This window comes from Stagnimonas aquatica, assembly GCF_003730135.1.
GTDB lineage: Bacteria > Pseudomonadota > Gammaproteobacteria > Nevskiales > Nevskiaceae > Stagnimonas > Stagnimonas aquatica.
The window spans coordinates 177,669-201,301 of record NZ_RJVO01000007.1; the positions used below are offsets into that span (position 1 = coordinate 177,669).

22 protein-coding genes are annotated in these 23,633 nt (G+C 67.3%); 11 read left to right on the top strand and 11 right to left on the bottom strand.

Translation table 11 applies throughout. The annotated features are described in order from the left end of the window. Positions 1–8: 8 nt before the first annotated feature. Positions 9–791 (bottom strand): sulfite exporter TauE/SafE family protein, encoded by a 783-nt coding sequence (locus tag ED208_RS14380; RefSeq protein ID WP_436286627.1) that lies wholly within the window; start codon positions 789–791, stop codon positions 9–11. A 119-nt stretch (positions 792–910) separates the two neighbouring features. Here ED208_RS14380 and cysB point away from each other — a divergent pair, with 119 nt between their 5' ends. From cysB to ED208_RS14405, 5 genes are all read left to right on the top strand, one after another. Beyond that, a complete protein-coding gene (gene cysB, locus ED208_RS14385; RefSeq protein WP_123212615.1) occupies positions 911–1,891 on the top strand; it encodes an HTH-type transcriptional regulator CysB in 981 nt (326 codons plus the stop codon). A gap of 96 nt (positions 1,892–1,987) precedes the next feature. Next, entirely contained in the window at positions 1,988–3,652 is a 1,665-nt protein-coding gene (locus ED208_RS14390) for a nitrite/sulfite reductase (protein WP_123212616.1), read from the top strand. After that, positions 3,649–4,110: a DUF934 domain-containing protein gene (locus ED208_RS14395; RefSeq protein WP_123212617.1), complete on the top strand. Its 462-nt coding sequence runs from the start codon at positions 3,649–3,651 to the stop codon at positions 4,108–4,110. Before ED208_RS14390 ends, ED208_RS14395 begins: the two co-directional genes overlap by 4 nt. Positions 4,111–4,288: 178 nt before the next feature. Next, on the top strand, positions 4,289–5,086 hold the full coding sequence (locus ED208_RS14400; RefSeq protein WP_148044768.1) for a hypothetical protein: 798 nt from the start codon (positions 4,289–4,291) through the stop codon (positions 5,084–5,086). 18 nt (positions 5,087–5,104) lie between these two features. After that, on the top strand, positions 5,105–5,497 hold the full coding sequence (locus tag ED208_RS14405; RefSeq protein WP_123212619.1) for a hypothetical protein: 393 nt from the start codon (positions 5,105–5,107) through the stop codon (positions 5,495–5,497). 57 nt (positions 5,498–5,554) lie between these two features. On the opposite strand, the gene serS is transcribed toward ED208_RS14405, so the two are convergent. From serS to ED208_RS17730, 5 genes are all read right to left on the bottom strand, one after another. Then, positions 5,555–6,820, bottom strand: a complete 1,266-nt coding sequence (gene serS / locus ED208_RS14410; RefSeq protein WP_123212620.1) for a serine--tRNA ligase — start codon at positions 6,818–6,820, stop codon at positions 5,555–5,557. A gap of 33 nt (positions 6,821–6,853) precedes the next feature. Further along, positions 6,854–7,231 (bottom strand): fluoride efflux transporter CrcB, encoded by a 378-nt coding sequence (gene crcB, locus ED208_RS14415; protein ID WP_123212621.1) that lies wholly within the window; start codon positions 7,229–7,231, stop codon positions 6,854–6,856. Continuing rightward, positions 7,231–8,496 carry a replication-associated recombination protein A gene (locus ED208_RS14420; protein ID WP_233575079.1) on the bottom strand — a complete coding sequence of 422 codons (1,266 nt, stop codon included), beginning with the start codon at positions 8,494–8,496 and terminating at the stop codon, positions 7,231–7,233. Before ED208_RS14420 ends, crcB begins: the two co-directional genes overlap by 1 nt. 144 nt (positions 8,497–8,640) lie before the next feature. Further along, positions 8,641–9,261, bottom strand: coding sequence for an outer membrane lipoprotein periplasmic chaperone LolA (lolA, locus tag ED208_RS14425; protein WP_123212623.1), 621 nt, complete (start codon positions 9,259–9,261; stop codon positions 8,641–8,643). 72 nt (positions 9,262–9,333) lie between these two features. Continuing rightward, complete coding sequence (locus ED208_RS17730) at positions 9,334–12,105, bottom strand: DNA translocase FtsK (RefSeq protein WP_123212624.1); 2,772 nt, start codon at positions 12,103–12,105, stop codon at positions 9,334–9,336. Between the two features lie 165 nt (positions 12,106–12,270). Between ED208_RS17730 and ED208_RS14435 the strand changes: the two genes are divergently transcribed. The 5 genes from ED208_RS14435 (at position 12,271) to infA (ending at position 15,520) form a co-directional block, all read left to right on the top strand. Continuing rightward, positions 12,271–12,597, top strand: coding sequence for a hypothetical protein (locus ED208_RS14435; RefSeq protein WP_123212625.1), 327 nt, complete (start codon positions 12,271–12,273; stop codon positions 12,595–12,597). Next, positions 12,598–13,743, top strand: a complete 1,146-nt coding sequence (locus ED208_RS14440) for a GNAT family N-acetyltransferase (RefSeq protein ID WP_123212626.1) — start codon at positions 12,598–12,600, stop codon at positions 13,741–13,743. Next, positions 13,740–14,504: a leucyl/phenylalanyl-tRNA--protein transferase gene (gene aat / locus ED208_RS14445; RefSeq protein WP_123212627.1), complete on the top strand. Its 765-nt coding sequence runs from the start codon at positions 13,740–13,742 to the stop codon at positions 14,502–14,504. Before ED208_RS14440 ends, aat begins: the two co-directional genes overlap by 4 nt. After that, a complete protein-coding gene (locus ED208_RS14450) occupies positions 14,501–15,214 on the top strand; it encodes an arginyltransferase (protein WP_233575080.1) in 714 nt (237 codons plus the stop codon). Before aat ends, ED208_RS14450 begins: the two co-directional genes overlap by 4 nt. 87 nt (positions 15,215–15,301) lie before the next feature. Continuing rightward, a complete protein-coding gene (gene infA, locus ED208_RS14455) occupies positions 15,302–15,520 on the top strand; it encodes a translation initiation factor IF-1 (protein WP_123212628.1) in 219 nt (72 codons plus the stop codon). Positions 15,521–15,532: 12 nt separating this feature from the next. On the opposite strand, the gene ED208_RS14460 is transcribed toward infA, so the two are convergent. The 5 genes from ED208_RS14460 to ED208_RS14480 all read right to left on the bottom strand — a co-directional run bounded on the left by ED208_RS14460 (position 15,533) and on the right by ED208_RS14480 (position 21,588). Continuing rightward, on the bottom strand, positions 15,533–17,953 hold the full coding sequence (locus ED208_RS14460) for a serine/threonine-protein kinase (RefSeq protein WP_123212629.1): 2,421 nt from the start codon (positions 17,951–17,953) through the stop codon (positions 15,533–15,535). A 25-nt stretch (positions 17,954–17,978) separates the two neighbouring features. After that, a complete protein-coding gene (locus ED208_RS14465) occupies positions 17,979–18,329 on the bottom strand; it encodes a DMT family protein (protein WP_123212630.1) in 351 nt (116 codons plus the stop codon). A gap of 128 nt (positions 18,330–18,457) precedes the next feature. Then, on the bottom strand, positions 18,458–19,369 hold the full coding sequence (yihG, locus tag ED208_RS14470; protein WP_123212631.1) for a 1-acylglycerol-3-phosphate O-acyltransferase, YihG family: 912 nt from the start codon (positions 19,367–19,369) through the stop codon (positions 18,458–18,460). Between the two features lie 9 nt (positions 19,370–19,378). Further along, positions 19,379–19,954, bottom strand: a complete 576-nt coding sequence (locus ED208_RS14475) for a protease complex subunit PrcB family protein (protein WP_158608572.1) — start codon at positions 19,952–19,954, stop codon at positions 19,379–19,381. Positions 19,955–19,983: 29 nt separating this feature from the next. After that, positions 19,984–21,588 (bottom strand): GMC family oxidoreductase, encoded by a 1,605-nt coding sequence (locus tag ED208_RS14480; RefSeq protein ID WP_123212633.1) that lies wholly within the window; start codon positions 21,586–21,588, stop codon positions 19,984–19,986. Positions 21,589–21,670: 82 nt separating this feature from the next. Here ED208_RS14480 and tfpB point away from each other — a divergent pair, with 82 nt between their 5' ends. Further along, on the top strand, positions 21,671–23,437 hold the full coding sequence (gene tfpB / locus ED208_RS14485; protein ID WP_123212642.1) for a type IV pilus assembly ATPase TfpB: 1,767 nt from the start codon (positions 21,671–21,673) through the stop codon (positions 23,435–23,437). Positions 23,438–23,633 lie beyond the last annotated feature (196 nt).

Sequence of the window (23,633 nt, forward strand, 5' to 3'; positions counted from 1 at the left end):
GATCTGCCCTAGCCCGCCAGAGCCTTGCCGAGAGTCATCGCGCCCACCACGATCAGCAAACCCGAGATCGCCCGCTTGAGATTGCGGGCATCCAGACGGAAGCCGATGCGGCTGCCGATCCAGATGCCGGGCAAGGCGCCGAGCAACAGGCCCAGGAGCATGTGCCAGTCGACGGTGCCCAGGCCGGCATGCCCGAGCCCGGCAATGCCGGTGATGATCACCGCGTGGGCGAGATCGACCGCCACCAGCCGGATCGGCTCCTGCCGCGGGTAGAGCAGCATCAGCAGCATCATGCCGATCACGCCCGCGCCCACCGAGGAGACGGTGACGACCGCGCCGATCAGCACCCCGGAGAGGACCGTGCCGAGACGCTGATGGCGGGCGACGAAGTTGGAGAAGCTCGAAGGCAGGCTCCAGCGGCGCAGTAGAAAATCCTGCACCAGGGTGAAGCTGGCAGTCAGGATCACCGCGACCGCCAGGGTCAACTTGATGACCTGGTCCAGCGCCGGACTCGGCCCCAGGGCGTGAAGCCCGAGCAGGGCGAGCAGGGACGCCGGCACGCTGCCGAGCGCCAACCAAGCGACGATGGGCCATTCGAGCGTGCCTCGCCGCTGGTGCAACAGCACTCCCCAGGCCTTGCTGATCGAGGCGTAAAGCAGGTCGGTGCCCACCGCGACCGCCGGGCTGATGCCGTAGAACAGGATCAGCACCGGGGTCATCAGCGAACCACCGCCGACGCCAGTGGCGCCCACGGCGGTACCGACCAGCAGGCCCGCCAAGGAAAACGCCAATCCGTCCATGTCAGCCCACCGTTAAAAGGCCGCGTACCGTAGCAGCCCGGCGGGACGCGGGAAACCATTGGTCGCCTGGAATTGCTTATACTTTAAAAGCTATTTCAGAGAGATTCATCATGAAGATTCGGCAACTGCACTACGTGCTGGAAGTCGCCAAGCGCGGGCTCAACGTCACCGCGGCGGCGGAAGCGCTGCACACCAGCCAACCGGGCGTTTCCAAGCAGGTGAAGCTCCTGGAGGACGAGCTGGGCGTGGACATCTTCGTCCGTAACGGCAAGCACCTGGCCGAAGTCACCCCGGCCGGAAAGCGCATCCTCGACTACGCCGAAAAGCTGCTGTCGGAAGCCGAGAACATCCGCAGCGTCGCCCGCGAGTTCCGGCAGGCCGACGAGGGCGAGCTGACCATCGCCACCACCCACACCCAGGCACGCTACGCACTGCCCCGGGTGATCCAGGCCTTCCGCAAGCAATATCCCAAGGTAGCCCTGCACATCCACCAGGGTTCGCCGCCGCAGATCGCCAAGATGGCCGCCGAGGGCGAGGCGGACTTCGCGATCGCCACCGAAGCCATCCACCATTTCGACCAGCTGGTCATGCTGCCCTGCTACCACTGGAACCGCTGTGTGCTGGTGCCGCCCAGTCATCCGCTGGCCAAGGTGAAACGGCCCACGCTCAAGCAGCTGTCCGAGCATCCGATCATCACTTACACCTTCGGCTTCACCGGGCGCTCCAAGCTGGACCAGGCCTTTGCCGCGCACGGTCTCAAGCCCAACGTGGTACTGACCGCAGTCGACGCCGACGTGATCAAGACCTATGTCCGTTCCGGTCTGGGCATCGGCATCGTCGCCAACATGGCCTGGGACGCCCGCGTCGACGCCGATCTGGTGAAGCTCGATGCCGATCATCTGTTCGAGGCCAGCACCACCCATATCGGCTTCCGGCGCAGCCTGTTCCTGCGCGGCTACATGTACGACTTCGTCAGCACCTTCGCGCCGCATCTGAAGCGCGAGCTGGTGGACGAGATCGCCGCCATCGCCGACCCGGACCTGCGCCAGGCCGAAGTCGTCAAACGAGTACGGGTCGAGCAGACGCTGTAGTCCGGCAAATTCAACTCGTCTATCGATATGCCCATTCCGAATTGCTACCCTTCGCGGCCGCCGACTCGATGGCCCGGCGGCTGGAGCGCATAAGAGATGTATCGCTACGACCAACACGATCAGCAGCTGGTGGACGCCCGCGTCGCCGAATTCCGCGACCAGACCCGGCGCTATCTCGACGGCTCGCTGTCGGCGGACGAGTTCCGCCACCTGCGCCTGCGCAACGGGCTCTACATCCAGCGCTTCGCGCCGATGCTGCGCATCAGCATTCCCTACGGCCTGCTGTCCTCAGCGCAGATGCGCATGCTGGCGCACATCGCCCGCAAGTACGACAAGGGCTATGGCCACTTCACCACCCGCCAGAACATCCAGTTCAACTGGCCGAAGCTGGAAGAAGTGCCGGACATCCTGGCCGATCTCGCCACCGTGCAGATGCACGCGATCCAGACCTCCGGCAATTGCATCCGCAACATCACCAGCGACCCTTTCGCCGGTGCCGCCGCCGATGAACTGGTGGACCCCCGCCCCTACTGCGAGCTGACCCGCCAGTGGGCGACCTTCCACCCTGAATTCAACTGGCTGCCGCGCAAGTTCAAGATCGCCTTCTCGTCCTCGACCAAGGACCGCGCCGCCACCCGGGTGCACGACATCGGCATCCACATCGTCCGCAACGCCGCCGGCGAGCTGGGCTATGAGGTCTATGTCGGCGGCGGCCTGGGGCGTACCCCGATCATCGGCGTGAAGATTCGCGACTTCCTGCCGGAAGCCGATCTGCTCAGCTACTGCGAAGCGATCCTGCGCATCTACAACCTGCTGGGCCGTCGCGACAATATGTACAAGGCCCGGATCAAGATTCTGGTCAAGGAAATGGGCCTGGCCGCCTTCGCCGAGAAGGTCGAGGCCGAGTGGACGACCATCAAGGACGGCCCGCTCAAACTCAAGGACGGCGACCTGGAGCGCATGAAGGCGCAGTTCAGCCAGTTTGAACTGGACCCGACCGCTGCCGAGGATGGCAGCTACGCCCAGAAGCTGTCGGAAGATCCTGCCTTTGCCGCCTGGACCCGGCGCAACCTCAAGGATCACCGGGTTCCCGGCTACAAGCTGGTGTTCCTCTCGCTCAAAGCCCGCGGCGTGGCACCGGGCGACGTCAGCGCCGAGCAGATGGACGCCATCGCCGACCTCGCCGACCGCTTTGCCTATGGCGAGTTGCGCGCCACCCACGACCAGAACCTGGTGTTCACCGACGTCCGCCAGCAGGACCTCTATCCGCTCTGGCAGGAGTTGGGGCGGCTGGGCCTGGCGACGCCGAACATCGGCCTGCTGACCGATGTGATCTGCTGCCCGGGTCTGGATTTCTGCTCGCTATCGAATGCCAGCTCGATAGCCGTCGCCGAGGAAATCTTCGATAGATTCGAAGATTTGGACTATCAGCACGACATCGGCTCGATCAAGCTCAACATGTCCGGCTGCATGAACGGCTGCGGCCACCACAGCGTCGGCCACATCGGCATTCTCGGCGTCGATAAGAAGGGCGAGGAGTGGTATCAGATCACCTTGGGCGGCAGCTCCGGCAATGACGCCTCCCTGGGCGACCGCACCGGCCCTTCGGTGGAGCGCGCGCACATCGCCGACGCCATCCAGACCATCGTCGAAACCTACCTGAAGGAACGGCTGAACGAGGAGGAAGGATTCCTGGCCTGCTACCGCCGGGTCGGCATGCCTCCCTTCAAGGCCAAGCTGTATGCGGAGAGCCAGGCATGAGCATCCTTCTGGACCGCCACGGCCAACGGCTCGAAGACCACTATCCGGAGTTGGCGGCCGACCAATCGGTGCCTGCCAACCAGGCGGTTCTGGTGCCCTGGGCACGGTTCGGCGAAATTCCCGAGAACTCCAAAGCCGGTCTGCTATTGCCCAATACCACTGACGTATTGGCGCTGCCGGAGGCGGCACTACGGCTGCCGCTGCTGGTTTTGGAGTTCCCCTCCTTCGCCGACGGGCGGGCCTATTCCCAAGCCAGCTTCCTGCTCCAGCGCCGCCATTACCCGGGCCAATTACGAGCGCGCGGACAGGCCGTGGTTCACGATCAATTGAACATGCTGCGCAGCTGCGGATTCACGCAATTTCAGCTGCGGGGCGATCAAGATATCGACCTTTGTGCACGGCTACTCAGCAATCAGCCGTCTGCTAGCACCCTGAGGCGCTTTCCTTCTCTCCCCTGATCCGGCGAGCCTCGACAGCCTTCCTGATCCGAGTTGAGAGCTTGATCGCAGGATAATGCCGAGAAACTCTTGTGCATTGCAGAATTGATGGCTAGAGTTGTTTTCACGCATTACTTTCAAATAGTGCGTTCCAGTTAATTTAACGACGTTTTTCACGCTAGAGACGGGGATTAATCCAATGAAATTGAGCAACAAAGCAGGTGTGGCGCTGGTTGGAGTGCTCGCCGTCGCAGCACTGCCGGTCCAGGCGTCCACCGTCTATCGCCAGCAGGTCAGCGGAGCCAATCTGGCTTCTTTGGTCCCTCCCAGCGCCACTGCGGGCGCGTCCTTCGGATCACCTTTGGCCTTCGGCGCCAGCTGGGGTGATGCCGGCGTCGGTGTCTTCGTGCAAAGCATTGACAGCGTGGACGACGATTTCGACGGCGCCGCTGGCCTGGTGATCGGCCTTGGCGACGCCAAGAAAGCGGTTGGCCTCGAGGCTTCCCTCGCGCTGTCCTCGCTGATCGACAACGCCAACGCGCCTGGCGGCTTCGGCGACAACGGCTCCTTCTCCCTGAAGCTGCATACCGCGCTCCCCGGCGGCGCCGCCTTCGCGGTCGGCGTCAATACCATCGGCCGCTTCGGCGACGCCAATGACGCTGCGAAATCCAGCCTCTACGCTGTCGGCACCAAGGTCGTTCCGGTTTCGATTGCTGGCAGCAGCAAGAATCTGGTTCTGAATCTGGGCGTCGGTGATAACGGCTTTGCCGAACCCGGCAAGGACGGCGTCAATATCTTCGGCTCCGCCGCGTTCTACTTCACGCAGCAGGTCTCGCTGATCGCCGACTATACCGGCCGCTTCACCAATCTGGGCGTCTCGGTAGCCCCCTTCAAGAAATACCCGTTCTCGATCACTGCCGGCGCGATCAATGTTGGTGATCGCTACAACAGCGGTACCGAGTACGCCGTCTCGGCGGGTTACGGTTTCAAGTTCTAGTCGATAGGAGACTTAGACATGCGCATCAAGACTCTCTCGCTGGTGGCCCTGACCGTCACCACCCTGGCCTCGACCAATCTTTTCGCTCAGAGCTCCGGCCAGGGCGGATCGGGCTCGTCTGGCTTCCAGGTCGGCGGCAACACCGTCACCGCCACCACCTCGTCGAACGCACTCTCGTTCGTTGTCCCGGTCGGCGCCGTCGGCAGCATCACGGTTTCCAGCGCTTCGGGTGGGACGATCACCATTTCGGTCGGTTCCCCTGGCTCCTCGGCCATCACTCAGCTGGGTGGCACTTTCGGCGGCCCCGGCACCTACGTGCTGACGGATAGCGCCGGCAACACCATCACGGTGGTGGTCGGTGAAGATGGCAATGTCGCTTCGATCAGCGAAGGCGATACCTCCAACAGCTAACAAGCTTTGGAGACAAAAAAGCCCGCCATCAGGCGGGCTTTTTCATTGCGTCGAAACCTAGTCCGGCAAATAAGGTTTGAGCGCCGCCGGCGCATCCCAGCCACCGTCGGCGCGCTGGTAGTTCTCCAGCACGGCGACCAGGGTCCGGCCAACCGCCAGACCGGAGCCGTTGAGGGTGTGCAGCAACTCGGTCTTCTTGGTTTCCGGATGCCGGTAGCGGGCCAGCATGCGGCGAGCCTGGAAGTCCTCGAAGTTGGAGCAGGAGCTGATCTCGCGGTAGCGCTGCTGCGAAGGCAGCCAGACCTCGATGTCGTAGGTCTTCGCGGCATTCGCGCCCATGTCGCCGGCGCACAGCGCCACGACCCGGTAAGGCAGTTCCAGCTTCTTGAGAATCGCCTCGGCATGGGCCGTCAGCTGTTCCAGCGCCTCGTAAGACTTGCCCGGCTCCACCGCCTGTACCAGTTCGACCTTCTCGAACTGGTGCTGGCGGATCATGCCCCGGGTGTCACGACCAGCGGCACCGGCCTCGGAACGGAAGCAGGGCGTATGCGCCACCCACTTCTTCGGCAGCTCGCCGGCATCGAGAATCTCGTCGCGCAGCAGATTGGTGACCGGCACTTCGGCGGTGGGAATCAGCCGCCAGTCCTGGCCGTCTTCGCCCTTGAGCGCGAACAGATCCTCGCCGAACTTCGGCAACTGCCCGGTGCCGCGCAGCGAGGCGGCGTTGACGATATAGGGGACGTACAGCTCCTCGTAGCCGTGCTCGCGGGTGTGCACGTCGAGCATGAACTGGGTCAACGCCCGATGCAGACGCGCGAGATCCTTCTTCAGCACCACGAAACGCGCGCCAGTGAGCTTGGCGGCGGCGGCGAAGTCCATCTGGCCCAGGGCCTCGCCGAGATCGGCGTGATCCTTGACCGGAAAGTCGAACTGCCGTGGCGTGCCGACACGACGGATCTCGACATTGTCCTGCTCGTCCTTGCCGTCGGGAACGCTGTCGTGCGGGATGTTGGGCACCCGTGCCAGGAAGTCGTCGAACTCCGCCTGCAAGGCCGACAGCGCCAGCTCGTTCTCGGCCAGCCGCTGCTTGCTCTGCTCCACTGTCTCCAGCAAGGGCCTCGCATCCTGGCCCTTGGCCTTGGCGAAACCGATGTCCTTGCTGGCCTTGTTGCGCGCCGCCTGCAGCGCCTCGGTCTCGGTCTGCAACTGCTTGCGCCGCGACTCCAGCCGCTCGAAGGCGGCGAGATCGAAGGTATAGCCACGGCGCGCCAACTGGGCGGCGATGGCGGCGGCATCGGTGCGCAGGCGCTTGGGATCGAGCATGACGGGGTGCGGAAAACGGGTGAAGGACGCGGATTATGCCAGCGCCGAGCGGGCCAGCCAGAAACCCAGCAGACAGGCCGCCAGGCTCAGCAGCAGATTGAGGCCGACGTTGGCCAGCGCGATCATGACCGCGCCCTCGCGCCAGAGCAGCAAGGTCTCCAGCGAGAACGCCGAGAAAGTGGTGTAGCCGCCCAGCACGCCGGTCATCAGCGCCAGCCGCCAGGCCGGCGACCACTCCGGCCGCGCCAGCGCATAGCCGCCAAGCAGGCCCATCGCCAGGCCGCCGGAAACATTGACGATCAGGGTCGCCGCCGGGAATGCCGGCCACTGCGTCCGCGCCCACAGGCCGACGCCATAGCGCGCCAGCGTACCGAATGCGCCGCCGAGGGCGACCGCCATCCAGACCGGCATCAGCGCCCGCCCCCGCGCGCGGCGCGCAACTGCGCCAGCTTCTCGGCGATCTTGCCTTCCAGCCCGCGCGTGGTTGGCCGGTAGAACTCGGCACCGAGAAGTGCGTCGGGCAGGAACTGCTGACCCGCCGCGTGAGCGCCCTCCTCGCCGTGGTCGTAGCGATAACCGCTGCCGTAACCGAGATCCTTCATCAGCTTGGTCGGTGCATTGCGGATGTGCAGGGGCACTTCCAGCGAGCCGTGCTGCTCCACCGCCGCCCGGGCGGCGGCATAGGCGGTGTAGACGGCGTTGGATTTGGGCGCCACCGCGAGATAGACGATGGCCTCGGCGATCGCCAGCTCGGCCTCCGGCGAGCCGATGCGCTCGTAGGCCTCCCAGGCATTGAGGGCCAATTGCAGGCCGCGCGGATCGGCGAGGCCGATGTCCTCGTAGGCCATGCGCGTCACCCGCCGGGCGATGTAGCCGGCGTCGACGCCACCGTCGAGCATGCGGCAGTACCAGTACAGTGCCGCGTCGGGATCGCTGCCGCGCACCGATTTGTGCAGGGCGGAAATCTGGTCGTAGTGATGCTCGCCCTGCTTGTCGAAGCGGCGAAAACCCCGGCCGATCAGCTTTTCCAGCAGGGCATCGTCCCTGGACCGCTCCGCGCGCGACAGCTCCCAGGCGGTTTCCAGCAACACCAGGGCCTTGCGGGCATCGCCGTCGGCGGCCTCGGCGATGCGGGCGATCCAGCTTTCCGGCAGGGCCTCGGCGCCCGCACCCAGACCGCGTTCGGCATCGTTCAGCGCCCGCCGCAGCAGGGCAACGATGGCCTCGGTTTCCAGCGAGCGCAGCACGAAGACCCGCAACCGCGACAGCAGCGCGCCGTTCAACTCGAAGCTGGGGTTCTCGGTGGTGGCACCGATCAGGGTGAGCGTACCGTCCTCGACGAAGGGCAGCAGCGCATCCTGCTGGCCCTTGTTGAAGCGATGGATTTCATCGACGAACAGCACCGTGCGGCGGGCGCGGAGCCCACGCGCCGCAGTCTGCGCGCTGGCCACCGCCTCACGGATGTCCTTGACCCCGGCCAGCACCGCCGACAGCGTCAGGAACTGCGCATCGACATGCTGGGCAATCAGGCGCGCCAGCGTGGTCTTGCCGACGCCCGGCGGCCCCCAGAACACCAGCGAGGGCAGCTTGCCGGCTTCGAGCAAGGCGCGCAGTGGTGCGCCCACGCCCAGTACATGCTCCTGACCCACCACCTCGTCCAAGTGTCGCGGACGCATGCGCTCGGCCAGCGGTTGCGCCAGCGCCACGGACGCCGATGGCTTGCCAGCTCGCATAGCGCGCGGGTCAGTGAGCAGGTCTGGGGATTCGGCCATCGCCTATCGTAGGCGCAGTCGCCGCGCCAGCGGAAACCCGCGCTCCGGTTAAGGCTGGCTGCCGTCGATCACTTCAACGCCCTTGGGCACCTGGAACTGGAACAGCGTCGCATCCAGTTTGCCGTTGGTCCTGATCGCGCTGAACTGGATGTCGGTGGCGCCGCCCAATTGATCGCGGAACAGCATGCGCACCGGCGTGCCGCCCTTGAGCCAGAGTTCCACCGACTGGAAGTCGCTGTCCTTGCCCTTGGGCTTGAGTTCCAGCTTGCGCACCGCGCCCTCGCTGCCGGCGTCGGCGACGCTGAAGGTCTCGGTCAGCGTCTGCCGCTGCGAGAGCAGCGCCGCCGGCGTGCCCTGCAAGGCTTCGGCGGCCGGACGGATGCTGACCTGCTTCAAGTCCTGGTCGTAGAGCCACAGGCGGCTGCCATCGGTGACGATCAGTTGTGGCGCCGGCCGCAGATACTCCCAGCGGAACTTGCCCGGCCGCGCCAGCGCCATGCGACCGCTGCTGCTGTTCAGGGTCTCGCCGCGTTCGTCGATCTGGGTCTGGCTGAATTCCGCCTGCAAGGTCTGCACGCCGTCCACGAAACGCGCCAAGGCCTGTTCCGGGGTTTCCGCCCGGGCAGCGGTGAACGCGAGCATCAGCAGCGAGAAAAACAGGGTGCGCATGGAAGTCCTGGAGCGTGAAAGGCGCCCGCAGTCTCGGCGGGCACGGTGAATGAGGCTTGAACGGCGGCGCCGCTAGTCGCGGCCGCCGCCGAGAATCTCGCGATTGCCGCCCGGCCCGCTGGGGCCGACCAGACCGGCACTTTCCATCGCCTCGACGATGCGCGCGGCGCGGTTGTAGCCGATCTTCAGGCGCCGCTGCACCCAGCTCACCGAAGCCTTGCGGGTTTCCAGCACCAGGGCAACGGCGCTGTCGTAGAGCGGGTCCTTCTCGGCGTCACCCTCGCTGTCGTCAGCCTTGGCCTTGAGGTCTTCCTCGTCGGCGAGGATGCCGTCGACGTAGTCCGGCTCGCCGACCTGCTTGAGATAGGCCACCACCTTGTGCACCTCGTGGTCGTCGACGAAGGCGCCGTGCACACGCGACACGCTGGAGGCGCCCACCGGCCGGTACAGCATGTCGCCGTGGCCGAGCAGGGTCTCGGCGCCCATCTGGTCGAGGATGGTGCGACTGTCGATGCGCGAGGCGACCTGGAAGGCGATGCGCGAGGGGATGTTGGCCTTGATCAGGCCGGTGATGACATCGACGCTGGGCCGCTGGGTGGCGACGATCAGGTGGATGCCGGCGGCGCGCGCCTTCTGGGCAATGCGGGCGATCAGTTCTTCAACCTTCTTGCCGACCACCATCATCATGTCGGCCAGCTCGTCGATCACCACCACGATGTTCGGCAAGGGCTGCAAGTACACCGGCTCGCTGGGGCTGGCGCTGAACAGGTCCGGCGCGGCGGTCATCGGGTCGCGGATCGGCGTGCCCAGCGCCTCGGCGTCGAGCAGCTTCTTGTTCATGCCGGCCAGATTGCGCACACCCAGTGCGGTCATCAGCCGGTAGCGCCGCTCCATCTCGGCCACGCACCAACGCAGCGCGTTGGCGGCGTCCTTCATGTCGGTGACCACCGGCGTCAGCAAGTGCGGGATGCCTTCGTAGACCGACAGTTCCAGCATCTTCGGGTCGATGAAGATGAAGCGCACCTGCTCGGCGGTGGCCTTGTAGAGCATCGACAGGATCATCACGTTGATCGCCACGCTCTTGCCCGAACCGGTGGTGCCGGCCACCAGCAGGTGCGGCATCTTGGCCAGATCCACCGCCGCCGGATTACCGGCGATGTCCTTGCCGAGGGCCATGGTCAGCGGCGAGGCGGAATTGCGATAGGCCGGCGAGTCGATGATCTCGCGCAGCATCACGAACTCGCGCTTGGCGTTGGGAATCTCCAGGCCGACGTAGGGCTTGCCCTCGATCACCTCGATCACCCGCACGCGGTTGACCGACAGCGAGCGCGCCAGATCGTTGCTCAGATTGGTGATCTGCACGCCCTTCACCCCCGGCGCCAGCTGCAGCTCGAAGCGGGTGATGACCGGGCCGGGGATTGCCGCCACCACCTGCGCCTTCACGCCGAAGTCGGCGAGGTGGCGCTCGACGCTGCGCGACAGGAGGTCGATCTCCTCCGGCGTGTAGCGGCGACCGGAGGGCTTGGCCGGATCGAGCAGGTCCACCGGCGGGATCGGCTGGTCGGCATAGGGCGTGGCGCGGCTGTGCGCGGCGTAGGGCGACAGCGACGGCGCCGGCGGTGGCAGGCCGAGATCGGCGGCGGTGCTAGGCGCGACGACGGGCGCCTGCATCTGCGCCGGCGCGGTACGCACCACCGGCTTCGGCGCCTGGGTTTGCTGCGCCGGGGCCAGGGTGGGTGGCAGCTCAGCGGCGAGCAATTGCGCCAACCGGTCCGGCTCTGGCGCGGCGGCTGGCGGCGGCACTGGCGGCGCGGCGGCCAGTTCCGGGCGCACCCAGGGCGGCAACTCGGCGACTTCGGCCAGCACCGGCGCTGACAGCGCGTCGGCGACTTCCGGCGCCGGCTCGCCAACCGCGTGGCCGTGCTCGGCCACCGAGGCATAGAAGTCCTGCAAGTCGGCGGGCCCTGGCGTCTCGGCCTTGGCGGCGGCGCTGGTGACCGGCTCTTCCCAGGGATCGGTCGCGCTGCTCGGCGCCAGGCTGGGCTCCGGCGCTGCCTCTGCGGCGGTTCCCAACGCCGAGCTGAGCAGATCGACCTGCGGCTCGCGCCGCTCCTGCGGCGGCGGCGCACCGCGCCGGCGCGCCGGCTTGAGGCTGGGCAGCGGCGCCTCGCTGGAGGGCGGGATCAGGTCCTCGCCGGGCTCGGCGGCTTCCGGGGCCGGCTTCTGCCAGCGCGCCAGCAGGCGCAGCGTGCGCTCGCCGATGGCGTCGAGCAGATCCAGCCAGGAAAAGATCAGCGCCAGCGGCAGCGCCGCCACGAACAGGGTCAGCAGCAACAGCGCGGCACCGTAGGCGCCGAGCAGGGCGGACAGCCATTCGCACAGCGCCGCCCCGAACAGGCCGCCACCACCCTGCGGCGTCCAGGCGCCAGGCAGCGGCACTTGCAAGCTGAGCAAGCCGGCCAGCGAGAGGGTCGCAAACAATCCCGCCGCCAGCCGCAGTCCGGCCGGGATGGCGCTCACGCTGGCGGCGCCACGCAGGCTGCGGTAACCCACCCAGGCCAGCGCGAACGGCAGCACGAAGCTGACATAGCCAGTCAGGCTCAGCAGGCTGTTCGATAACCAGGCGCCACCCCGCCCCATCCAGTTGTGCAGGCTCTCGCCGGCGCCGGAGGAAGACCAGCCGGGATCGTTGGGATGGTGGCTGAGCAGCGACAGCAGCAACAGCAGCGCCAGACCGAACAGCAGCAGACTCAGAGCCTCGCGCGGCAGCCGGACCAGCCAGCCGGCGTCGGTCTGCACCGGCTCGGCGGCGCGGGTCTTGTTGGACAGGCGGGGCAGCTTCATGGAGCGCGCGTGGGGCCGCGGCGGGCGCGGCGTAAAAGTTGCGGACGAGTATACCAGCGGGGTTGCACCCGCCCGGCGCTACCGCCGGTCGGCATACCTTGAATTGCGCTCGGGAACGGCCATTATTCAGAGCGTCACTTCCAGCTTCACGGTAGTCACCCCACCATGCAGACCCGGCACTTCGTACTTTCTTCCGACGGCAGCATCCGCGAATTCTCGGCGGAGCAGGCGGCCCTGATTGCCTCCGGGACCGACCGCATCCCCGAGTTCGCCGCCCAGCGCGTGCGCTACCTGCAACTGACGCTGGACGACGCCGCCGAGACCGAGCTGAAGATCCAGACCGCCGGCGCCAGCATCCGCTTCGATGCCGAAGGCCGGATGGCCGAAGCCGGCCCGCCGGCCGACAACGAGACCTTCTCCCGCTTCGAGCACGATGCCTGCGTGCAATGGGCGCTCAAGGATCTGCCCGCCGCACCCGTTACCTTCCACTGAGTGCGCCTCCGGCACCTCGCCCGCATCGCCGAGGTTCCGGCCGAGGCCTGGGATGCGCTGTTCCCGGCCGGCTATCCGTTCATCCGTCACGATTGGCTGCGCGCGCTGGAAGAGCACGGCTGCGCCACCCCGGAGTCCGGCTGGACGCCCTGCCATCTCGTTCTGGAAGACGATGCCGGTGGGTTGCTGGCCGCCGCCCCGCTCTATCTCAAGGCGCATTCCTGGGGCGAATTCGTATTCGACTTTGCCTGGGCCGAGGGCGCCCAGCAGGCCGGCATCCGCTACTACCCCAAGCTGCTCAGCGCGGTGCCGTTCACACCCAGCAGCGGCCCGCGCCTGGGCGCCCGTGACGCACCCAGCCGCGCCGCGCTGATCTCCGCCTTGTTGCAACTGCCGGAGCACTCCGGCGCCTCGTCCTGGCACGGGCTGTTCCTGCCCGAAGCCGAGGCCGAGGCCTGCGCCGAACAGGGCGCACTGCGCCGCCACGATCTGCAGTTCCACTGGCACAACCGGCCCGAAGGCGGCTATGCCGACTTCGAGGACTTCCTGGCCGCCCTGAGCCACGACAAGCGCAAGAAGATCCGCCAGGAGCGACGCAAGCTCGAAGGCAGCGGACTGCGCTTCGAGACCCTGCCCGGCGAGGCGTTTGGCGAGGCGCAGTGGGCGGAGCTGTATGCGCTCTACGCCAACACCTACGAGGAGCGCGGCCAGCCGCCGTATCTGAGCCTGGATTTCTTCCTCGACTACGCCCGCCGCCCCGGCGGCCCGGTGCGGGTGACGGTGGCTCGCGATGGTGCTCGGACCGTGGCCATGGCCCTGCTCTTGCAAGACGGAAACCGGCTCTACGGCCGGCACTGGGGCGCGGCGGAACGCTATGACGGACTGCACTTCGAGACTTGCTACTATCAGGGCGTCCAGCACTGCATCCGCGAAGGTCTGGCGGTCTACGACGCGGGCGCGCAGGGCGAGCACAAACTGGCGCGCGGATTCGACCCGGTCATGACGCACTCCGTCCACAGCATTTCCGACCCCCGCCTGGCGCAGGCCGTGGCCCGCGCCTTGAGCCGCGAGCGCCTGCTGGTGGCGGCGCGCCAGCAACAGCTGTGGGAGCACCGCGCCTACCGGCATGCGGAGCCGGGCCGATGACGGCACAGAGCCCGGTGCGCCTGCAGTGGCTGGATCCGCGCCAACCAGACCAGCCCTTTCCGCCGGTGGAATCCGCCCTGCCGGAGCCCAATGGCCTGCTCGCGGTCGGCGGTGACCTGAGTGTGCAGCGCCTGCTGCGCGCCTACGCGCTTGGTGTGTTCCCCTGGTTCAACCCGGACGAACCCATCCTCTGGTGGAGCCCCGACCCGCGCTGCATCTTCATCCCCGGCGAGTTGCACCTCTCCCACTCCTTGTCCAAGCGGCTGCGCCAGAACCGCCACGCGCTGAGCTTCGACCTGGCCTTCGACGAGGTACTCGAAGCCTGCGCCAGCGAGCGCCGTGGCAGTCGCGGGACCTGGCTGGGGCCGGACATGCGCCGCGCCTACCGCGAGCTGCACCGGCTCGGGCACGCCCACTCGGTGGAGTTGTGGATGGACGGCGAACTGGCCGGGGGGCTGTACGGCGTCAGCCTTAGAGGCGCCTTCTTCGGCGAGAGCATGTTCAGCCGACGCAGCGATGCCTCCAAGCTGGCCTTGGCCCATCTCAGCCGCCAACTGAAGGCCTGGGACTTCAGCCTGCTGGACTGCCAGGTCAGCTCCGACCACCTGCTCAGCCTCGGCGCGCGCAGCGTGTCGCGCGAGGAGTTCCTGCACCGCCTGCACGCCGCCCTGCAACAGCCGGCGCCGCGCCAGTGGCGTTTTGAACCGGCGCTGGCGGGCAATCCCGCGCATCTGCCGCCAGCGCTGGAGCTGCGGCCGTGACCCGCGCCATCCCGCTGCGCCTGCTGCTCGGCGCCGAGCAGCCCTGCGGCTATCTGCCACGGCGGCTGTCGCGCTCGGCCTTCGTCGCCCCCAACACCCAGCTCGACGGCCAGCTCTACGGCACCCTGATCGCCAATGGCTTCCGCCGCAGTGGCGACTACGCCTATCGCCCGGCCTGCCCGCAGTGCAACGCCTGCGTGCCGGTGCGGCTACCGGTGTTGGCGTTCCGCCCCAACCGCGCGCAGCGGCGCTGCGCCAAGCGCAACGCCGACCTGGTGCTGCGCCGCCTGCACCAGGTCGGCGAGGAGCATTTCGACCTCTACCGCCGCTATCTGCTGGCGCGGCACCCCTTCGGCGGCATGGACGCCTACGACGCCCGCGCCTTCCACGAATTCCTCGGCTCGCGCTGGGGGGTCACCGAGTTCTGGGAGTACCGTGATGCCGATCAGCGACTGCTGATGGTGGCGGTGGTGGATCGGCTGGCGCACGGCCTGTCGGCGGTCTACACCTTCTTCGATCCGGCCGAGACCGGCCGCAGCCTGGGCACCTACGCGGTGCTGTCGCAGATCGAGGCCGCGCGCGAGGCCGGACTACCCCACGTCTACCTCGGTTACTGGGTGGAGAACTCGGAAACCATGGACTACAAGCGCAACTTCCGCCCGCTGGAGCAGTTCGATGGTTTGGTCTGGCGCCCCGGGCCGGCGGCTTGAGTCGGTCAAAAAGCCGCCATTGCCGATGCGAGGTCGCTCACCCATAATGCGCGCCTCATAAATCCGGGCGGACCTGCAAAAAGCGTAATGGCGAAAGAAGATCACATCGAGATGGAAGGCGTGGTGATGGACGTGCTCCCCAACACCATGTTCCGCGTGAAGCTGGAAAACGGCCACATCGTGACCTGCCACATCTCGGGCCGCATGCGCAAGAACTACATCCGCATCCTCGACGGCGACAAGGTGCGCGTCGAGCTGACGCCCTACGACCTCAGCAAGGGTCGCATCACCTTCCGCGACAAATAAGCCTCACCCGGTCTACTGACCGGCCTGCACGGCCCGTTCCAGCTTCTCGGCCTCGGCCTTGAGACCCAGGGCCGCGTAGATCTTCAGCAGGCGCTCGGTCGCCGTCTTCACGAACGGCGACTCCGGCCCCATCGCCGCCAGCAGCTTGGGCCGGGCCTCCTCGATGCGCGTCCGTGCCTCGGCATAGCGCTTTTGCAGGTACAGGGTCTCGCCAAAATTGCTGGACACCACGCTGTAATGCGGGTGCGCCTCGCCCATCACCTTGCGGATGATCGCCAGGGTCTCCAGGTAAACCTGCTCCGCCTCCTGCAAGCGGCCGGCGGTGGCCAGCAGGCGCGCCAGATTGTTGCGCGTGACCACCGCGTCGCTCTGCTCGCCGTGTCCGGTTTCCTGGTGACTGCGGATGTTGGCCCGGTACATCGCCTCCGCCTCCACCAGCTTGTCCTGCCGGTACAGCGCGGTCGCCAGATTGGCCCTGGCCGCCAGGGTCTCCGGATGATTGGCACCCAGCCGCTCGGCATTGGTATCCGCCGCCTCTCGGCAGATGGTCTCGGCCTCCAGGTAGCGACCCTGGCGGATGCGTACCAGCCCCAGCAGGTTAAGGCTGTGCTGGGTGGCGTAGTGCCCACGGCCGTACACCGCTTCGAGGTCGGCGATCAAGGCAGTCACCGCCTGCTCGGCCTCCTCGTACTGCCCTTCCTCCTGCGCGATCCAGGCCATTTCATGACGGGCCGCGAAGGTCAGCGGGTGGTTCTTCCCCAGCGCCGCGTCCTCTTCGGCGAGCAGCTTGCGCGCCGCCAGCTTGCTGTCCTGGCCGCGCCCCATGAAGCGAAGCACCGAAACCTCGTCCTGCCCTAACTGGTAGATCAGCACATCCTGCGCAGGCAGCACCGCGTGGGCGCGGAGGCCGGCTTCCCGAATCAGGGGCAGCGCCTCGTCGTAACGGGAAAGCTCGGCCAGCAAGCCGGCGTAGAGCTTCATGGCCAGCAGCCGCGCACGCTGCTCGGCCACCGGCGCCCGAGGCTGATCCGGCCAGGACGCCAGCAGGGCTGCGGCGGCGTCCAGCAATTCGGCGGACTTGCCGTCGGCATAGCGGGCGGCAAGGTCGGCGCGTTGCAGATCGCGCGCCGCCAGACTGTCGGCCGGCAGGGCGGAGGCCAGACGCGCTCGACCGGCACCGATCAGCGCCGCCGCAGTGGCGTTCTCGCCGATGGCGGTATAGGTGCCGCCAATGGCTTCGTAGAGGCTGGCGAGGGCGGCCGGCGGCAGGCTGGCATTGGTTTCCAGCGACTGCCGGGCGCCGTCGAGCAGTTCGCGCACGGTCAGCTCGCGACCCCGGGTGCGGAAGGGGTCGGCGCCGGTCAGGCTGTCGTGCAGAAAGCCGTTCACCGCCGCCAGTTCCTCGGCCCGTTGCTCGGCCTGCTGGCGCGCGCCGCGTTCGGCCAAGGCATAGCGCAGCGAAACCGCCGCGCCGCCGATCACCGCCAGCACCAGCGCCAGGGCCAGCGCCGACACCAGCCGGTGGCGACGCACGAACAGGCCCAGCAGATAGCCGGGGGTCGGCGGCCGCGCGGCGATGGCCTGGCCGGCGAGGTGGCGCTCGATGTCGCTGGCGAACTCGGCCGCCGTGGCGTAGCGCTGGCCAAGCTCCGGAGCCAGCGCCTTCATCACGATGGTCTCGACATCGCCACGGGCCGCCGGCAGCACCTCGCCCAGCGGCCGGGGTCCGCTGCCGCGCACCCGGCGGATGGCATCGACCAGGGAGGACCGGGACAGGTCCGGGTAGGGCAACTGCCCACTCAGCAACTCGTAGGCGATCACCCCCAGCGAATAGATGTCGCCACGGGCATCGGCCTGCTCGCTCTCGCCGAACAAGGCTTCCGGCGGCATGTAGGCGATGGTGCCCAGCACCTGGCCGGCGGCGGTCATCCGCGTCTCGTCGGCGAGCGCGGCGTGGGCCATGCCGAAGTCGAGCACCTTGGGCTGCCCTTCGGGATCGACCAGGATGTTGGCGGGCTTGAGATCGCGATGCACCACGCCGCGCACATGGGCGTGATGCACGGCATGACCGATGGCCGCGACCAGCGCCAGCCGCCCGCGCAGGTCCAGGCCCTGGGCATGATCGGCCAGCGTGCGGCCAGTCACCAGCTCCATGGCGAACCAGGACACCCCGCCGTCCGTCAGTTCCGCCTCGCCGGCCGCGTACAGGCGCGCGATACCGGGGTGCTCCAGCCGCGCCAGCAGGGCGATCTCGCGGCGGAAGCGATCCTCGGCCAGCCGGGCGCCACGCCGCAGCACCTTGAGCGCAACTTCGCGCCGGGGGCTGTCCTGCTCGGCGCGATAGACCCGCCCCTGACTGCCCTCGCCAAGCACGCCGAGGATGCGATAGGGGCCGATGCGCGGCGGCAGCGAGGAGTCGGTTTCGGGCTTCATGCCACTGGCGGGTTGAACGGGAGCTTCAGGAGCGAAATACGAAGTAGACCGCGCCACAGATGCACAAGGCCGCCCAGAGAAAATCCAGCTTCATCGGCTGCTTCATGTACAGCACCGCGAACGGCACGAACACCAGCAGGGTGATGACCTCCTGCAGGATCTTCAGCTGCGCCAGCGACAGCTGCGAGGAAAAGCCGATGCGATTGGCCGGCACCATGATCGCGTACTCGAAAAAGGCAATGCCCCAGGAAGCAAGGATGGCCAGCCACAACGGCCGGCTGTCGGCCTGCTTCAGGTGCGCATACCAGGCAAAGGTCATGAACACATTCGAGAGCATCAGCAGACCGGCGGTCTGCACCACGGCGGGAATGGGCATTGCGGATTGCGGATTGCGGATTGCGGATTGCGGATTGCGGATTGCGGATTGCGGATTGCGCGGACGATGCCGGCTGGCGGTGGCGACCGCAAGCGGCGCGAAAGGCGGCGGGAGGGACGCCAGCCCACTTAGTCGCTGGGCAGGCCGGCTTCCGCGCGCAACTGGGCGATGCGTGCGTCCTTGTCGGCCCAGAGCTGCCCCACCCAGTCCTGCACGCGCTTGCGGAACACCGGATCGCCTTCGTAGTCGCCGTGGAAAAAATCGCCGGGGATCTGCAACTGGCGCACATCAACGATCACCCGCTTGACCCGCCCGCAGAGAAAGTCCCAGAACTGCTGGGCGCCCTCGGGGTAGACGATGGTGACGTCGAGCATGGCGTGCAGGCGCTCGCCCATCGCCGCCAGGGTGAAGGCAAAGCCACCGGCCTTGGGCTTGAGCAGGTAGCGGTAAGGCGACTGCTGGCGGTCGTGCTTGGCCGGGGTGAACCGGGTGCCTTCCAGGAAGTTGAAGATCGCCACCGGCATGCCTGCGAACTTCTCGCAAGCCTTGCGGGTGGTCTCCACATCCTTGCCGCGCAGCGCCGGGTTGCGGGCGATCTGTTCCTGCGAGTAGCGCTTCATGAACGGGAAATCGAGCCCCCACCAGGCGAGGCCCAGCACCGGCACCCAGATCAGCTCCTGCTTCAGGAAGAACTTGAAGAACGGCGCCTTGCCGTGGAAGGTCTTCTGCAGCACGTGGATGTCGTTCCAGGTCTGGTGATTGCTGCAGATGAAGTACTGCCCGCGCAGGTTCAGGTGCTCGACGCCGCGCACCTCGAAGCGGGTCGGCAGCAGCCAGTCGGTGAGCAGGGCGTTGCAGCCCACCCAGGTCTGCGCCGCCTGGTCGGCGCAGCGCGCCATCGCCCGCCGCAGCGGCCCTTTCGGGGTCAGCAGCTTGAGCAGGGAAAACAGATAGACCGGGATCGACCAGAACAGCGTGTTGAGCGCGAACAGCAGCCCCACCAGGGCACCGGTCAGCGGCGCGGGCAGAAACCTCAGCATGGCGACTCCTTACTGGGGCGCCAGCGGCGACCAGCGGGCGCGCGGCTGGTTGTTCTGGTCGACCAGCACCAGACGGTGGAATTCGGCCTGCGCAGGCAGCGCCACCAGTACGCAGGGGCTGGTGAGCTGCTGGCTGGCCATGCCGGCGGTGGAGGGGCTGAGGAAGGTGGCCTTGAGGTAGAGGGTGTCGTCCTTCACCGCCGCCTTGCGGCTGACCAGCAGGGCGTAGCCGCCGGTGCTGCGCTCGCCCATCTCAGCCACCGCGTAGAGACCGGGCAGCAGCTCGCCGGACTTGTCGGTGAACTGCAGCGCATGCGCCTGCTCCCAGCCGACCACCGCCGCCGGGCCGGCCAGCATTTCCAGGCTGGCTTCGCGGCCGCTGCTGTTGCACTGCTGCAGGCGCGCGACCTCCAGCACTTCCACTGCCAGCTCCGGGCGTTCGAACACGAACTCGAGGAAATCCACCGTGCCGGACACCGCCTTGCGCGGCAGCTGCGCCACGCCTTCGGCAACCGGCGACACCTGCGCGCAGGCAGTCAGGGCTAGGGCAGCAAGCACGGCGGTCGCGGGGGTGAAACCTCTCATCAGCATGTCCTGGATCGTGGGCGCGGGCTTCAGGCGGCGTCGGCCAGGATGGCGTCGGCCCCCTTCTCGGCGATCATGGTGGTCGGCGCGTTGGTATTGCCGCCGATCAGGGTCGGCATGATGGAGGCATCCACCACCCTCAGACCCTCGACACCGCGCACCTTCAGGCGCAGGTCAACAACCGCCATGTCGTCGACGCCCATCTTACAGGTGCCGACCGGGTGATAGATGGTCTCGGCCTTCTGGCGGATCCACTCGCGCAGCGGCGCCTCGCTCAGCACGCCATCGCCCGGCATTTGCTCGCGGCCCCGGTGCGGCGCGAACGCCGGCTGCGCCAGGATCTCGCGCCCCAGCCGCAGCGCCCGCAGCAGCCGCTGCATCTCGCTGTCGTGCTGGAGATAGCGCGCCTCGATGTTCGGATGCGCGAGCGGATCGCGGCTGGCGAGGCTGATCCGGCCACGGCTCCTGGGCCGCAGATCGCAGGCCATCAGCGTGTAGCCCCAGTGGCGGATGATCGGCATCAGGTCCTGGCCGTGGTTGGAATACACGAAGGGCACGAAGTGCAGTTGTACGTCCGGGATCGCTTCCTCCGGACCGCTGCGCAGGAAGCCGCCGGCCTGGGCGAAGTTGCTGGTCATCTCGCCCTGGCGGTGGCGCAGGTACCGCCAGAGCGCCTTCAGCGAACGCGGCAGACCCAGCGGATTGAGCGAGACCGCATGGCGGGTCTTTTCCAGCACGGTGATGGCGATGTCGAGATGGTCCTGCAGGTTCTCGCCGACGCCCGGCAGCGCCTGTACCAGTGGCACTTCCATCTCGCGCAGATGGGCAGCGGGGCCGATGCCGGAGAGCAGCAGCAACTGCGGCGAACCGACCGCGCCGGCACTCAGGATCACCTCGCGCCGGGCCCGCACCTCGCCCGGGGCGTTGCGCAGCTGCACCGCCACCGCCCGTTTGCCCTCGAAGCGCACCCCGGTGACCTGAGCCTCGGTGAGGATGCTGAGATTGGCGCGCGACTTCGCCGGCTCCAGGTAGGCGCGGGCATTGCTGCAACGCTCGCCGCCCTTCTGCATCACGTCGTAATAGCCGACGCCTTCCTGGCTGGCGCCGTTGAAGTCGGCGCTGAGCGGATGCCCGGCCTGCTGCGCGGCCTGCACGAAGGCGTGCATCAGCGGATTCAGATAGCGCGCCCGGGCGACGTTGAGCGGGCCGCCGACGCCGTGATAGGCGTCCGGTTCGCCCGCGCAGGGCTCGTAGTTTTCCAGGCGCCGGAACACCGGCAGCACGTCGGCATAGCTCCAGCCCTGGCAGCCGAGACTGGCCCAGTGGTCGTAGTCCCAGGCGTGACCGCGGATGTAGCACATGGCGTTGATCGAGCTGCTGCCGCCCAGGGTGCGGCCGCGCGGCCAGTGCATCGGCCGGTTGCCCATGTTGGGCTCGGGCGCGGTCCAGTACTTCCAGTTGTAGGTGTCGCTGCGGATCACCGGAATGATGCCGGCCGGCATGTGGATGAAGGGGCTGGCATCGGGCGGACCCGCCTCGATCAGCACCACCTGGAAGCGCCCGTCGGCGCTCAAGCGATTGGCCAGCACACAGCCGGCGGAACCGCCGCCGACGATCACATAGTCCGCTTCCATCGGTACTCCTCCGAACGGGTCAACGGTTTATTGGTCTGGCCCGAGCTTAACCGCGCGCCGGGACGGGTGCTAAGGTTTGGCCATGACCGCCGCCGTCCCCCTACGCCTAAGCCTGCGCTACGTCCTCGACGCCCTCCTCGCCGATGGCTGGCTCACCCCCGCCCAGGTCGCCAAGCTGCTGGTGCGGGTGCCGGAAAACACCCCGCTGCCGCCGCTGGCGGTGATCGCCGACGCCGAGTTCAGCCATGCCAGCGAACCACAGCGCAAGCTGACGCTGGAAGCGCTCGGCCACTGGCTGGCGGCGCGCAGCGGCCTGCCCTATCTGCGCATCGACCCGCTCAGCATCGAGGTGGCCAAGGTCACCCAGTTGATTCCTTACGCGTATGCGGCGCGGGCCAAGATCCTGCCGCTGAAGGTGACGCCCAGCGAGGTGGTGATCGCGGTCGCCGACCCCTATGCCCGCGAGTGGCAGCAGGAGCTGGCGCCGCGCCTGAAGCAGACCATCAAGCCGGTGCTGTCCAGCCCGCGCGACATCGAGCGCTATCTGGTGGAGTTCTACGCGCTCGCCCGCTCGGTGAAGGCCAGCGCCAGTCAGCAGGGGCGTGGTGGCGGCCTGCAGAACCTCGAACAGCTCACCGAGCTGGGCAAGCTCGGCACGCTCACCGCCGACGACCAGCACATCGTCGGCATCGTCGACTGGCTGCTGCAGTACGCCTTCGACCAGCGCGCCAGCGACATCCACCTGGAGCCGCGCCGCGAGCAGGGCAATGTGCGCTTCCGTATCGACGGCGTGCTGCACGAGGTCTATCAGGTGCCGGCGGCGGTGATGCCGGCGGTGACCTCGCGGCTGAAGATCCTCTCGCGCATGGACCTAGCCGAGAAGCGCAAGCCGCAGGACGGCCGTCTGAAGATCCGCTCTCCCGACGGCCGCGAGGTGGAACTGCGCGTGTCCAGCCTGCCTACCGCCTTCGGCGAGAAGCTGGTGCTGCGCATCTTCGACCCCGAGGTGCTGGTCAAGGACTTCGCCGCGCTCGGCTTCGGCAGCAGCGACGAGGCGAAGTGGCGGGCCCTGATCGAGCAGCCGCACGGTATCATCCTGGTCACCGGACCCACCGGCTCGGGCAAGACCACCACGCTGTACTCGACGCTCAAGCTCCTGGCCTCGCCGGAGGTCAACGTCTGCACCATCGAAGACCCGATCGAGATGGTCGAGCCCAGCTTCAACCAGATGCAGGTGCAGGCCAACATCAACCTCGGCTTCGCCGACGGCCTGCGCGCGCTGCTGCGCCAGGACCCGGACATCATCATGGTCGGCGAGATTCGCGATCTCGATACCGCCGAGAACGCTATCCAGGCCGCGCTCACCGGCCACCTGGTGCTCTCCACCCTGCACACCAACGACGCGCCCAGCGCGATCATCCGCATGCTCGACCTGGGCGTGCCGCCGTACCTGATCAAGGCCACCGTGCTGGGGGTGATGGCGCAGCGTCTGGTGCGCCGCCTGTGCCCGCACTGCAAGCGTCCCGCCACGGTCAGCGCCACCGACTGGCAGCGCCTCACCGGCGGCCTGCTGCCCCTGCCCGCCCCGGGCAGCGTGCAGGAACCGGTGGGCTGCCTGGAGTGCCGCGAGACCGGGTATCTCGGGCGGGTTGGTCTCTACGAGATTCTCACCATCGACGAGACGCTACGCACCGCCATTGACGGCAGCAGCGACAGCCTGGCCTTGCAACGGCAGGCCTTGAAGTCCGGCATGGTGCCGCTGCGTCTGGCCGGCGCGCGCAAGGCGATGGAGGGGCTGACTTCGCTGGCGGATGTGGCGGCGTTGACGCCGGAGATTGCTGGGCGGTAGCGGGCGCCGGAGCCTGACTGTGGTTCGCGCGTTCGCGCTCTTTTAAGCGTGCAGGGTTGGGGGTCTTTCTTTCGCCTATTGGCGACTCACTTTTCTTTGCTTGTGCAAAGAAAAGTAAGGCGGATTCTAAGATCAAGTGCAACGCTTCCTGAGACTGGAGGTGAAGCATGGGGAAGGCGTACCAGCACCTGAGCGC